The 12991-nt window shown below is 40.1% G+C and carries 11 protein-coding genes and 1 tRNA gene; 5 read left to right on the forward strand and 7 right to left on the reverse strand.

All coding sequences use genetic code 11. The annotated features are described in order from the left end of the window. Positions 1-26: 26 nt before the first annotated feature. The 4 genes from purU to IPN35_02645 form a co-directional block, all read right to left on the reverse strand. A complete protein-coding gene (purU, locus tag IPN35_02630) occupies positions 27-851 on the reverse strand; it encodes a formyltetrahydrofolate deformylase (protein ID QQS59748.1) in 825 nt (274 codons plus the stop codon). 43 nt (positions 852-894) lie between these two features. Next, positions 895-1482, reverse strand: a complete 588-nt coding sequence (locus IPN35_02635) for a PH domain-containing protein (protein ID QQS59749.1) — start codon at positions 1480-1482, stop codon at positions 895-897. Between the two features lie 360 nt (positions 1483-1842). Beyond that, on the reverse strand, positions 1843-2715 hold the full coding sequence (gene pdxS, locus IPN35_02640; protein ID QQS59927.1) for a pyridoxal 5'-phosphate synthase lyase subunit PdxS: 873 nt from the start codon (positions 2713-2715) through the stop codon (positions 1843-1845). A gap of 110 nt (positions 2716-2825) precedes the next feature. Next, positions 2826-4052, reverse strand: a complete 1227-nt coding sequence (locus IPN35_02645) for an NADP-dependent isocitrate dehydrogenase (protein ID QQS59928.1) — start codon at positions 4050-4052, stop codon at positions 2826-2828. Positions 4053-4196: 144 nt separating this feature from the next. Here IPN35_02645 and hisA point away from each other — a divergent pair, with 144 nt between their 5' ends. Both hisA and IPN35_02655 read left to right on the forward strand, forming a co-directional pair. Continuing rightward, complete coding sequence (hisA, locus tag IPN35_02650) at positions 4197-4931, forward strand: 1-(5-phosphoribosyl)-5-[(5-phosphoribosylamino)methylideneamino]imidazole-4-carboxamide isomerase (protein QQS59750.1); 735 nt, start codon at positions 4197-4199, stop codon at positions 4929-4931. Continuing rightward, positions 4928-5635: a CPBP family intramembrane metalloprotease gene (locus IPN35_02655; GenBank protein ID QQS59751.1), complete on the forward strand. Its 708-nt coding sequence runs from the start codon at positions 4928-4930 to the stop codon at positions 5633-5635. The genes hisA and IPN35_02655 overlap by 4 nt, the downstream gene beginning before the upstream one ends. A 74-nt stretch (positions 5636-5709) precedes the next feature. On the opposite strand, the gene pnp is transcribed toward IPN35_02655, so the two are convergent. Beyond that, positions 5710-7809: a polyribonucleotide nucleotidyltransferase gene (pnp, locus tag IPN35_02660; protein ID QQS59752.1), complete on the reverse strand. Its 2100-nt coding sequence runs from the start codon at positions 7807-7809 to the stop codon at positions 5710-5712. Between the two features lie 370 nt (positions 7810-8179). Between pnp and IPN35_02665 the strand changes: the two genes are divergently transcribed. Further along, positions 8180-8572, forward strand: a complete 393-nt coding sequence (locus IPN35_02665; protein QQS59753.1) for a hypothetical protein — start codon at positions 8180-8182, stop codon at positions 8570-8572. 302 nt (positions 8573-8874) lie between these two features. On the opposite strand, the gene IPN35_02670 is transcribed toward IPN35_02665, so the two are convergent. Further along, a complete protein-coding gene (locus IPN35_02670; protein QQS59754.1) occupies positions 8875-11034 on the reverse strand; it encodes a sodium:proton antiporter in 2160 nt (719 codons plus the stop codon). A gap of 187 nt (positions 11035-11221) precedes the next feature. Between IPN35_02670 and IPN35_02675 the strand changes: the two genes are divergently transcribed. Both IPN35_02675 and IPN35_02680 read left to right on the forward strand, forming a co-directional pair. Continuing rightward, positions 11222-12199, forward strand: a complete 978-nt coding sequence (locus IPN35_02675) for a phosphoribosylaminoimidazolesuccinocarboxamide synthase (GenBank protein QQS59755.1) — start codon at positions 11222-11224, stop codon at positions 12197-12199. A gap of 20 nt (positions 12200-12219) precedes the next feature. After that, a tRNA-Trp gene (locus IPN35_02680) sits at positions 12220-12295 on the forward strand. A 66-nt stretch (positions 12296-12361) separates the two neighbouring features. Here the strand turns inward: IPN35_02680 and hisH are convergent. Further along, complete coding sequence (gene hisH, locus IPN35_02685; GenBank protein ID QQS59756.1) at positions 12362-12982, reverse strand: imidazole glycerol phosphate synthase subunit HisH; 621 nt, start codon at positions 12980-12982, stop codon at positions 12362-12364. Between the last annotated feature and the right edge of the window lie 9 nt (positions 12983-12991).

Below are 12991 nucleotides of genomic sequence, written 5' to 3' on the forward strand. Positions count from 1 at the left end.
GAAAATTCAAAAGGAATCTTTACTTTTTAGCGAAAAACTACGGTTCTCCCCTGCCATTCAATAATTTTTCGCTCGGAGAACTTTTGAATAGCTTCTGCAAAAACACTCTTTTCCACATTTGCTCCGGCATGTTTCATCGTTTCTATAGAGGATGTGTGCCTCACAGGCACTACACCTTGAGCAATAATTGGTCCTTCATCCAAATCTTTGGTAACAAAATGTGCTGTTGCTCCCACCATTTTTACTCCACGTTCATACGCCATTTCGTATGGTCTGCCACCAACAAATGAAGGTAAAAAAGAGTGGTGAATATTAATAATGGGTGATGGACACTCAGCGAGAAATTGAGGAGAAAGAATCTTCATATATCGTCCCAATGCTACCAAATCTGGCGAAGTATCTTTGAGAATCTGTATTTGCTCTGCTTCGTACCCCGCTTTTTCCACTGATGTTTTGGTGAAGAAAAAAGGAATATCAAACCTTCTTGCAATGGATTCAAATTCTCGAGAATTACTAATAATAGTGATAATCTCTATTAAAGACGCTCCCGAAAGCTGTTGTGAAAGAATTTCAAGTGGACAGTGGAGTGTCTGCGAACAGAAGAGTACGACTCGTGTTTTTTGTTTTGGATGACAAAAAGAAAACTCCATAGAAATTTCATCTGCTAAAGAGCAAAAATCGTTTTCAATTTTCTTGAGATTTTTTTTTGTATCCGATTCAATCCGAAGAAAAAACCGGTTTTGCTCTGTGTGTTCTTCGAGATCAGTAATATTTACGTCATGATCAGCAAAAAATGAACTCACTTTTGCCACAAGCCCCACAGAATCGGGGCAGTGCCCTAGAAAAATCATCGATACATATAAAAATTCGAACGTGATTATCTCATTTTTTTCTTTACTCAGAAAGGGATCGTTGTAATTCTTCTCTTGTTCGATGAACATATTCCCCATGAATTTCGCTAATTTTTGCAAACTTTTCTTCAGATCGTGGAACAAAATGCATACGAATAGGATTTTCGATATTTGTATCAATACGAAGTGTTCCGTAATGAAGAATATTCTGCAAGAACCCACTTTTTTCATGGTGGATATTGGTGATTTGTTCAAAAGGCATTTCCGACATTTCTTCCCGAAGAAAAACACTTTTATGAAGTTCTACAATGCGACGATTAGTAATCATCATAAAACCGAGCATGTATTCGAGAATAGCGAGAAAAAACCAATGCACCAAAAAAATAATTGCCACCATATTAAAAGCGAAAGCAATAAATGAAAGTGCGTTTTCTTCCCCAAAAAAATTAACAACCCAAAAGAGAAGAGGCAGAAGAAGGAGGTATCCTAAAAAATAAGGAAGCCAATGTCGACACACCCCAAAAAGGAGACACATGCCATGCCGTCGAAAAAAAGCATAACACCTTTCATTTTCATGAAGAAATTCAAAACGATTTACCGCGCGATCAGAGAGGTTTGGGAAAATTTTCACGGGGTAAGAGGAGAAAGAAGAAAAAACACCCCAAGAATGGCGATAAACAAAAGTGTAAAAAAATAGAGGAAAAAAATACGACGAATTGAAAGAAATCCCATCAGCTTTGAATGTTTGTTTTCGTAGAGTAGATATGGGCGAGCATACTCTCGAACTCGCTCCAAAACAATAAGATAAAAACAAAAAGACAAAAAATGAGAAACGCCGAAAATAATCCACAATACTGTCATAAGTATTCTTTCAATAATTTATTGTAGAGAATAATTCATTTTTCGCAAGGAAATTCTGAGTTTCCTCAAAAAAAACATTTACAACAAAAAGGCAGAAGGGGAAATACAATAAGAGAGGTTTTTGAGAATCTCACCAACCGCGCTCTGCCATTTTCGTTTCAAGCTCTTCAATAGTTTTACTCTCCATTGCCTCTCCCAAATCTTCTGAAACACGTGCAATAACATCTGGATTCTTATAATTTGCCACAGCTTCCACAATTGCTTTTGCACGTTTTGCAGGATCGGACGATTTAAAAATACCAGAGCCCACAAACACACCATCGCATCCAAGTTGCATCATGAGCGCGGCATCCGCAGGAGTGGCAATACCTCCTGCCGCAAAGTTCACCACAGGAAGCACTCCTGTTTTGGAAACCATTTCCACGAGATGAAATGGTGCCCCCATATTCTTGGAAATTGTCATGAGTTCTTCCGGAGGAACATTTTGAAGGTGGCGGATTTCTTGGCTTATTTTTCGAAAATGTCGAACTGCTTCCACCACATTTCCTGTTCCTGCCTCTCCTTTAGTACGGATCATGGAGGCACCTTCTCCAATACGTCGAAGTGCTTCTGCCAAGCAGGTCGCACCACAAACAAATGGAATTTCGAAAGCACGTTTATCAATATGAAACTCTTCATCTGCGGGAGTGAGAACTTCGGACTCATCAATAAAATCCACTTTCAACGCCTCTAAAACTTGAGCTTCTACAAAATGCCCAATACGTACTTTTGCCATAACGGGAATAGTGGTTACTGCTTGAATACCGCGAATCATTTTTGGGTCACTCGCACGCGCCACACCACCTTCTTTTCGAATATCTGACGGAACACGTTCGAGAGCCATCACTGCTACTGCTCCGGCTTCTTCTGCAATTTTTGCTTGATCAGGTGTTACAACATCCATAATCACCCCCCCCTTAAGCATCTCTGCAAGCCCTGTATTTACCCGCTGACGTGTTTTCATTTCCGACATAATTCCTCAAAAAAGCCGATGCATAATGCGGATTTCAACGCAAAAAAGCAAGAAGGACTGGTGTTCGTCTGTCCTTCTTGCTCCAAGATGAAGTGTTGAAATTACGATAATGCCTTCTCAAAATTTTCGGCAAGTGCATCAAAAAATGCTTCGGTTGTAAGCCACGATTCTCGCGGAGGATTATCAGTTGAGTACACTGCTCGAGCGAGATCTTTTGTCATTTTTCCACTCTCCACTGTTTCAATACACACTCGCTCCAATGTTTCGCAGAAAGCAATAAGCTCATTATTTCCATCTAGTTTTCCGCGATGCGCCAATCCACGCGTCCACGCAAAAATACTCGCAATAGGATTAGTGCTCGTCTCATTCCCCTTCTGGTGTTGATAATAGTGTTGCGTTACGGTTCCATGCGCTGCCTCTGCCTCAATTGTTTTTCCATCTGGACACATGAGCACAGAGGTCATAAGACCAAGTGAACCAAAGCCTTGAGCGATCATATCTGATTGTACGTCTCCATCGTAATTTTTGCACGCCCACACCACTCCTCCTTCAGCCTTGAGAATGCGTGCCACAGTGTCGTCGATAAGAGTGTAGTAGTAGGTCAGTTCTTTTGCTTCAAATTTCTCCTTATACTGAGTGTCATAGATTTCCTGAAAAATGTCTCGAAACATGCCATCGTAGGTTTTAAGAATGGTATCCTTTGCAGAAAACCACACGGGATAATTCATAAGGAGTCCATATTCAAAACACGCAGTTGCAAAATCGCGGATGGATTTTTCGGTGTTATACATTCCCATGGCAACTCCAGCACCAGAGAACTCAAAAACCGTGTGCTCTTCGGTTTTTCCATCTGCTCCCTCAAAAACGAGTTTTAATGTTCCTGGCTGAGAAATAGCAATATCTGTTGCTTTGTATTGATCGGCGTGCGCATGACGTCCAACCACAATTGGTTTTTTCCACGCCGGTATAAGACGCGGTACATTTTTGCAAAGAATTGGTGCGCGGAAGACAGTTCCTCCCAAGAAATTTCGAATTGTTCCATTTGGAGAACGATATTGCTTTTTGAGATCATACTCTTTTACACGAGCGGCATTTGGCGTAATAGTGGCACATTTAATACCCACGTTGTGTTCTTTTATGGCTTTCGCCGCTTCTAACGTTACCGCATCATCAGTTTCATCTCGTTGCTTAACGTGGAGATCAAAATACTTCAGCTCGACATCAATATACGGCAAAATGAGGCGATCTTTAATCATCTTCCAAATGACTCTGGTCATCTCGTCACCATCGAGTTCGACCACCGGATTTTTGACGGTAATTTTCGTCATAACTATCTCAAGAAAAAGAAATTGCCCATAGCAAAGAGGCGAAAAGAGGGTATCAACGGACACAAAAAAATCAAGACGAAAGCAATAATTTTCTTTTGTGAAGCTTTTAGTTTTGACATAATGCTTACCATCTTATCTTAAAATATGTCTTTTCAGCTTTGGCCAGCCATTGATCTTTTGGAGGGAAAACCTGTGCGTCTTCTTCAAGGAGATTATGAAAAAAAGACAGAATACAGCTGTTCGCTTTCAGAAATTGCAAAGATTTTCTCCTCATTTTCTCACGGGATTCACGTGGTTGATCTCGATGGTGCAAAGGCAGGAATTCCAATAAATAGAGATGCCGTACAAGAAATTATCCGTTCCACCACACGTCCTGTGGAAATAGGTGGTGGCATTCGATCATTTTCCGACATTGAGCTCTTGTTGTCACTTGGGGCTTCCCGAATTATTTTAGGAACCTCAGCACTTGAAAATCCAACATTTCTTCGGGAGGTGCTTTTTCAATTCTCTTCGGAAAAAATAGTTGTGGGAGTCGATTTAAAAAATGGTACTCCGGCAACACATGGCTGGCAACAGATGAGCAGAATCATTCTCAATGATTTCTTGCAAGTGCTTTCAGATTTGGGTGTACAAAATATTATTGTTACAGATATCGTGACCGATGGCATGCTTTCTGGTCCACCCATTCCGCTCTTTCAAAAAATTCAGCGAGATTTTCCAAAGTTCTCTGTTATTGCTTCTGGTGGAGTCTCTTGTATAAAAGATCTGGAAGATCTTCGCAGTGCGCATCTCTCTGGCGCTGTTTTTGGAAAAGCTTTTTACGAGCAAAAAATTTCACAAGAACAACTCGAAACATTTTCTCATCTTTTCAAAGAATGATCCGTCACCAATTCCTTCTTTTTGCCATTATCCCAGCACTGTTTTTTAATGGTATTGCTTCCATTTTCTACTTTGTTCTTTTTGCAGAAATCGGATTTGCAAATATGCTCTACGGATCCTCAAAACTCCTTCTCCTTCTCTGGCCAATGTTGTGGCTTTTGTTTTTGAGACAAAAAAATAGAGAGGAGTTTTTCCCCTCATTTTTCTCCCTTGGTAATGCAAAGAAAGCAATTCTCTATGGAGTAGTAAGTGGAGTTTCCATTTTCTCTGCCGGAATAGCTATTTTTTTCTTCTTTGAGAATTTTTTCCAAAGCTTTACCTCAGAAATAACAGCAAAAACAATGCAGATGGGACTCATTTCTCCCCTTTTTTATCTTCTTTTTTCGGGAATCATTTGTATACTTCACTCTCTTTTTGAAGAGTTTTATTGGCGATATTTCGTTTTTCACGGACTCCGTTTACGATTTGGAATATTTTCCTCAGCACTACTCTCGAGTATTGGATTTTCCCTTCATCACTTTGTAATTCTTAGTCAATATTTTCCCCTTCCGCTCACCGTTGCCTTAGGAACCGCAGTGGGCGTTGGGGGATTTTTCTGGTGCATTCTTACAGCACACACCAAAACTTTTCTCGGAAACTGGATCAGCCATATATTTGTGGATGTTGGCATTTTTGGAATTGGATACATTTTGATGTTTGAGTAATCCCAAAATGCCATACGAAAACCCCTTTCAAAAAAGAATCCTGAAAGGGGTTGTAAAATGAGAAGGGAAGAAACTTACTTGTTTTCTGCGTCTTTCATGGAAAGTCGGAGTCGTCCCACTTCGTCAATCTGAGTCAATTTCACACGTACCAATTGCCCCACCTTCAGATGATCTGCAACACGATCGACACGTTCATTACTAATAAGCGAAACGTGTACGAGTCCTTGTGTTCCCTTCATAATCTCCACAAAAGCACCGTAGTCTTCAACACGAACAACTTTTCCATCGTATGTCTTCCCTACTTCTGGTTCTGCAGTAATTTCATCCACCATGCGTTTTGCCTCAAGTGCTTTTTCTTCATTTGCGGAAGCGATGATAATTGTTCCGTCATCTTCAATATTCATTTCTACGCCGGTAGCATCAATAATTTTATTAATCATTTCTCCTCCTTTCCCGATCACTTCTCTGATTTTTATTGGGTTGATTTTGAAAACAAGAAGTCGCGGTGCGTACGGAGAAATATCTTTTCGGGGAGTAGAAATAGATTCGAGCATTTTTTCAAGAATCTGAAGTCTTCCCTTGTGCGCTTGTTTGAGTGCAGTTGCAAAGATTTCTTGGGAGATTCCGATAATTTTAATATCCATCTGAATCGCAGTAATTCCCTTCTCGGTTCCGGCAACTTTAAAGTCCATATCACCGCCAAAATCTTCTTCGTCCTGAATATCGGAAAGCACTTGAAAAGCTCCGGTTTCATGATCAGTCATGAGCCCCATCGCAATTCCCGCGACAGGCGCAGAAATAGGAACTCCTCCGTCCATAAGCGCGAGGGTCGATCCACAAGTCGCCGCCATAGAACTTGATCCATTGGACTGAAGAATTTCCGTTACCACTCGCATGACATACGGAAAGTCTTTTTGATCGGGAAGTACGGGAACGAGCGCTTTTTCTGCCAATGCTCCATGTCCGATTTCACGATTTCCCGTAGAAAGTCGGTTTGAACACTCGCCCACTGAGAATGGCGGAAAGTTGTAATGGTGGAGATAGCGAACCTTTTTCTCTCCTTCAATTCCATCGACAATAAGTTCATTACCGGGGGATGCCAAAGTAAGAAGAGAAAGCCCTTGTGTTTCTCCACGCTGGAAAAGACCAGAACCGTGCGTTCGTGGAAGGATGCCAACTTCTGTAAAAAGTGGGCGAACTTCATCGACCTTTCGGTTATTAATACGGCGTTTTTCCTTGAGAACAGCATCTCGAATAATATCGGAAAAGATGCCACTAAAAAGCGAACCAAGCTGAGAAAGATCACGCTCTTCACCAAAATGAGCAATAGCCGCTTCTTTTGCCTCTACTTGAATTTCTGCTTTTCGAGCAAATCGCTGAAGCTTTCCTGGTGTTTCAAAAATGCATGCCTGCATTTTTTCGGTAAACCCTGCTTCAAGAAATTTTTTGAGCTCTAGGTCTTTTTCTATGGCAGGAATTTCTTGTTTTGTTTTTCCAATTTTCTGGGCAATTTCCGCAATAAATGCGGCAATTTTCATTCCCCATACTCGCCCAAACTCAATAGCTTCGAGCATTTTTTCTTCGGAGATTTCTTTAGCTCCCGCCTCAATCATCACGACATTGGTATCGGATGTAGCAACAACAAGATCAAGATCGGACAATGCTCTTTGCTCTGGAGTGGGATTTAAGACGAACTCCCCGTTAATAAGACCAACACGAACATTTGCCGAAGGACCATTCCAAGGAATATCAGAAATGGCAAGTGCCGCACTTGCGGCAATTCCCGAAAGAATATCGTGCTCATTTTCTCGATCGTATGAAAGCGGTATGAGCATCACTTGAATATCGTGTCGAATGTGCTTTGGAAAAAGCGGACGAATTTGGCGGTCGACCACACGCCCCATAAGAATTTTATCATCTGAAGGACGTGCTTCACGCTTGTTGAAGCGACTTGATTTCATAACACCAGCGGCATAGTACCGTTCTTGGTAATTGACCATAACGGGAAGAAAATCAATTCCTTCTCGAGGAGAAGAGCTCATTGTGGCAGTGGCAAGAACGTGAGTTCCGTCAATACTCGCAACGGCAGAGCCGTTCGCCATTTGCGCGAGCTTTCCGGTAGAAACCGAAAGTGTTTTCCCCTGAATATCTAGGGTAAAGACCTGATCTGACATGCAGATAAAGAAAGAGAAAAGAAGGTTGCCCTTCCTCTCTCTTTTTGGAATCGAAAGCGAGATCCTTTGAAACTTTAAGAGCACTCCTTAAAACCTCAAAAATCTTGCTATTCGACACCCCTCATAAAGACAAAAGAAGAGACATACCTATTTTTGCACAAACAAGGAGGAGAGGGAAATGCTTTTTGGAAAAAAATGGCATCACAAAAGATCTGACCTAAAATGAACATTTTTGAAACATTTTAAGAACGAAAGAGAAAAAAGTTGAAAAATAGAAAAAACTCCAAAAGTGATATTTTAGGTAAGCAAATAGAGAACTTTTAAAAAACGTATTTTTTTGCGATACTTATATGTGATTTTTTCCTTTTAAATGTCTGCTATCACCTTTGTCGAAACCCCACTTGCTCCACGAGCTGTTGGACCATATTCTCAAGCAGCAGTATACCGAAATATGCTCTTTGTCTCTGGACAAATTGGTCTTTTGCCCCAAGGAGGAGCACTTCCAGAAAATTTTTTAGATGAAGCAAAAAATGCGCTCTACAATCTAAAATCTATTACCGAAGCATCTGGAAGTCGTCTCGATAGAATTTTTAAAGTCACTGTTTTTCTCACAGATATGTCACTTTTTGATGATATGAATGGAATCTATCGGCGGTTTTTTCCCGATAATTACCCTGCGCGTGAGTGTGTTGCAGTAGCAGAGCTCCCAAAAGGCGCTCGAATAGAGATTTCTGCGCAGGGTTTTGTTCGAGAAGATATGTAAAGACTTATCGAGAGAGATACAATTTTTGCATAATATTACGATTGGGGCTCCTCGGGATTAGGCAGTTCTTTTTTTTCATCGTTACAGCAAGACTGAATTCTCTCCCTCCAAGCATTTATAACGGGATTGGGGAGCATATTGTAAGATCCATCATTATGCCGAAGACTCTCTTTTGAAGGTCTGTTCTCAGGAGCACCCATTTCAAGTTCGTATCCCATTGAAAATATTTGAAAAAGAAATTTCCACCACATTTTGATGGTGTGGCATTTTTTCTCAAAACGCTTGTTATTGTCAATTTTTTTCTAAAGCTCGTCTTCGTCTTCTGTAGCATCTTTTCGTATTTTTTTCATGCGTCGCTGAAGCGATTCCTGAAGTGCCATATATACTTTTTGTGTCACAATATCTCGTTCAAAAAAATCCTGAATAAACTGTTGTTCTAGCGCCAAACAATTTCGCTTCGTAAGATAAAATTTGTGTCCTTTCAAAAAATCTGAACAACGCTTTTCGAGTGAAAATTGTTTTTCTTGCGCATTTTTATGCCATTTTTGATATTGCTCTCGCACAATTTGAAGAATGTCCCCTTCAAGAAAAAGCCCATTTTCCTCAAGCTCCTCTAGATGCTTGAGAACATTCCAAGCAGAAATGCGTCGTGCTCGGTATCGTTCGTATTTTTGGATAATGCGATTTCGTTTCCATCGTCCAATCATTTTTCGAAAGAATGTGGTTTCTATGAAAAAACGAAAGACAGAGATAATTCGATTCTCTTCATCTTTGAGTCGATCGAGAAATGGAATTACAGACCTTCTTTTCTCTTGCTCAGTATTGAGGGTAATGCGCTCTTTTTGGCGTTCTGTACTCCGTATAAGTTCACCAAGGGTTTGCTCTGATATTTCTTCTGAAGAAAAAAGTTGATAAAACACTTTTCGCTCTACCCCAAGACAGTGTTTTTTCAAAATAGAAAGAAGTTCGTGTTCTGAGAATGTTTTCTTTTCTTGGAAAAGTCTTTTTATTTTTTTATTCGCCTTTGTTTCTGATTTCCGATACGTACTCGAAAGCTTATGATAGACATCTTCACTTACATAGCGCTTTCTGTAGATTTTTTTGAGATGATCGCGCATCGAATGCGACACGAGAACATGGCTCTCTTCAATCTCGAGAATATCAATCGGAGTAAAATTCATAAGTCCAAATTTTCGAAGTACCCACGAAATGGTTGTAGAATTAAAAATAAAATAGGCAATAATAACAGAAACTGTCATCGCCTGAAGAAGCTGGAGATCTTGATAATCACGAGGAATAAGAAGAAGCATTACTACAGCAAGCGCCCCACGAAGACCACCATGAGCAATAATAACTTGCCATGAAAAAGGGATGCGGTCTCTTTTTGTAAAAAGATTGATAAGCGAAAGTGCCGGAATAACCGAGAGAAAACGAGCAATAGTAACAATAATAACCGCCATAAAGGATGGGAACCAAAATTCAGAGGAAGAAGAAGTTGCAACGGCAATACCAATAAGAATAAAAACAAAAGAATTCACAATAAATGCCATGTGGTCCCAAAGAGATTCCATGGTCGCCAAGATACTCGGAGTAATTTTGTTACGACCGTAATTTCCAAGAATAACACCAGCCATTACCGTGGCAATAATTCCAGAAACGCCAATGTGTTCAGCAAAAAGAAAGGTGGAGTGCGCAAGAATGAGTGCGAATGTCATTTCTACATTTTGATTTTCTCGAACTTTTTCAATGGTCTTTGAGAAGAAAAACCCCATGAATACTCCGAAGAGCACTCCACCAAATACTTTAAAGAAAAAATCACCGATGCCGGTGTAAAAGGATTGAATTTCCGACTCTTGACCAACGCGCAAAAGGATAACGCCGAGAACAATTTTAAACAGCACAAGAGTCGTTCCGTCATTAAAAAGGCTCTCGCCCTCAACAATGGTTCGTAATCGCCGAGGCGCGCCAACTTCTTTAAACGTCCCAAGTACTGCCACCGGATCGGTTGCAGAGATGATAATTCCAAAAGCAATTGCTGTGAGCCAAGAAATACCAAAAAAAGAATGAAGTACAAAAGAAATAATTCCCGCGGAGACGAGAACAGAAAAAATAGAGAGAACACTAATAGCGACGAGATTTTGCTTGAGATAAGAAAAGCGGAGATTAAAGGAGGATTCAAAAACAAGAATGGGGAGAAAAATAAAAAAGACAATATCAGGAGAGAGGCGAAAATTCCCAATATGCTCCAAAAACTGGAGTGTAAAATCTTCCTGAGAAATACCTTGCAGATTCATAAGAAAATCTACCCCCCAGTTCCCAAAAAAAGAAATGAGCATTCCAAAGAGAACGAGGAGCATTGTAAACGGAATTCGAATCTTTCCGCTCATGAGATGAAGAACACCTCCTACAAAAAGGAATATAAGGAGGGAAAGCGCAGTAAAAAAGAAATCCTGATGGTCCATGGTAATTGTTTTGTCGAACTATTAATATCTTCTTTATAATTTTTTAGCAATTGCATATTACCATATTATCGAAAGAAAAGCTTCATTTTTTTGTGATAAAGTAAAGCAAATATTATTGCTCTTTTTTTTGTATTTTCTCACTCTTTCGTGGCACCTTGAGAATAGCTAATTTCTCTTTGTTTTTTATATGTCGATTTCTCAAGAGTTTCTTTTAGAACATGCCAATAGCACACTTTCTTCTCTAAAAATTAGTGGATACGAAAAAATAGCATCAGGAAAAGTGCGTGAGATATACCGTCATCACAATAAGAATATCCTCATTACCACAGATCGCCAGTCAGCATTTGATCGAATTCTTGCATCTATTCCATTTAAAGGACAAGTCCTCAATCGTCTTTCCGCATATTGGTTTGAGCAGACAAAGGACATTATTTCAAATCATCTTCTTGCTGTTCCAGATGCGTCTGTGGCAGTAGTGCGCCCTGTTTCTATTTTTCCAGTAGAATTTGTGGTTCGTGGATACATGACAGGCTCTACCGATACTTCTGTGTGGAAAAATTATGAAAAAGGAGTTCGAGAATACTGCGGGAATCATCTTCCAGAGGGCATGCAGAAAAACGAGCCATTTTTAGAGCCTATTATTACTCCCACAACAAAGTCAGAAAAACACGATATTCTTATTTCTCGTGAAGAGATTATCGCGCAAAAACTTATAACCGCCGAAGAATGGGAAGAAGTCTCTCAAGCGGCGTTTGCGCTTTTTACGCGAGGACAAAAAATGGTAAAAGAGAAAGGACTTCTCCTTGTGGATACAAAATTTGAATTTGGAAGAGATAAAAAAACAGGAGAAATTCTTTTGGCAGATGAAGTGCTCACGCCAGATAGTTCTCGCTATTGGTTTGCAGAAACATACGAAAGTTGTTTTTTTGCCGGAAAAGAGCCAGAGAGTTTTGATAAAGAGTTTTTACGCCTTTGGTTTACTGAGCGGTGCGACCCATACCATGATGAAATTCTCCCAGAAGCACCACCAGAACTTGTGGTAAAACTTGCTAAACTTTATATTACCGCTTTTGAGATGATTACCGGAGAAAATTTTACTCCAGAAGTCGGTGGATCGGAACGAATTCAAAAAAATCTGGACGAATATTTTGCGAACGCGGTATAGTTTAATCCGTCTTACAAAATAGGGGTGTAGCTCAGTTGGTAGAGCACCGGTCTCCAAAACCGGGTGTCACGGGTTCAAGTCCTGTCACCCCTGCCAAAAAACTTTTGATTCCAGACGCATATAATCCAAAAAAAATCTGTCTTCCCCATCTCAAATATGTCTTCATTTTTTGGAGAGACTTATTTCTGCAAAATTCTCCAGTAAAATTTTCTTGAGCAAGGCTTCTCCAGCTTTTCCCGATTTTTCGGGATGAAACTGCACTCCTAAAATATTTCCCTTTTGAACTGATGAACAAAAAATGTGTCCATTATAATTCGTAGTGGCAAAAATATTCTCTTTTTCTTTTGGGTCGCAGTAGTAGGAATGGACGAAATAGAAATCTTCATCCTTCTCAGCCTCCGTTGTTGTATCGGACAAAAAAGAAACCGTGTTCCAGCCCGTGTGGGGGATAATTCCTACTTTTCGATCATCAAATTGTCGAACAGTTCCCTGTAATATTCCTAAACATTCCGTTACTCCTTCTTCTGAAAAATCGAAGAGGAGTTGCATACCTACACAAATGGCAACAATTGGCTGAGAAGTTTTCTGCAAAAACGTGTCGAGTTTTCTCTCACGAAGTGATGCCATGCAAGAAGTGGCATGTCCGACTCCGGGAAAAAGAATTTTGTCTGCTTCTGCAAGTTTTTGCGGATCTGTGGAAATAAAAAAAGGGATACCAAGACGTGTGAGTGCATTTTCCACAGATTTGAGATTGCCGGCGGAGTATTCGAGAACACCAATCATATTTGGAAA

The sequence above is a fragment of the Candidatus Peregrinibacteria bacterium genome (genome assembly GCA_016699755.1).
Classification (GTDB): domain Bacteria; phylum Patescibacteriota; class Gracilibacteria; order CAIRYL01.

Coding starts and splice junctions, on each gene's coding strand:
- hisH (QQS59756.1), bottom strand. CDS start 12,982: ATGATTGGTGTTCTCGAATACTCCGCCGGCAATCTCAAATCTGTGGAA.
- hisA (QQS59750.1), top strand. CDS start 4,197: ATGTCTTTTCAGCTTTGGCCAGCCATTGATCTTTTGGAGGGAAAACCT.
- IPN35_02645 (QQS59928.1), bottom strand. CDS start 4,052: ATGACGAAAATTACCGTCAAAAATCCGGTGGTCGAACTCGATGGTGAC.
- IPN35_02675 (QQS59755.1), top strand. CDS start 11,222: ATGTCGATTTCTCAAGAGTTTCTTTTAGAACATGCCAATAGCACACTT.
- IPN35_02665 (QQS59753.1), top strand. CDS start 8,180: ATGTCTGCTATCACCTTTGTCGAAACCCCACTTGCTCCACGAGCTGTT.
- IPN35_02670 (QQS59754.1), bottom strand. CDS start 11,034: ATGGACCATCAGGATTTCTTTTTTACTGCGCTTTCCCTCCTTATATTC.
- pdxS (QQS59927.1), bottom strand. CDS start 2,715: ATGAAAACACGTCAGCGGGTAAATACAGGGCTTGCAGAGATGCTTAAG.
- pnp (QQS59752.1), bottom strand. CDS start 7,809: ATGTCAGATCAGGTCTTTACCCTAGATATTCAGGGGAAAACACTTTCG.
- purU (QQS59748.1), bottom strand. CDS start 851: ATGATTTTTCTAGGGCACTGCCCCGATTCTGTGGGGCTTGTGGCAAAA.
- IPN35_02655 (QQS59751.1), top strand. CDS start 4,928: ATGATCCGTCACCAATTCCTTCTTTTTGCCATTATCCCAGCACTGTTT.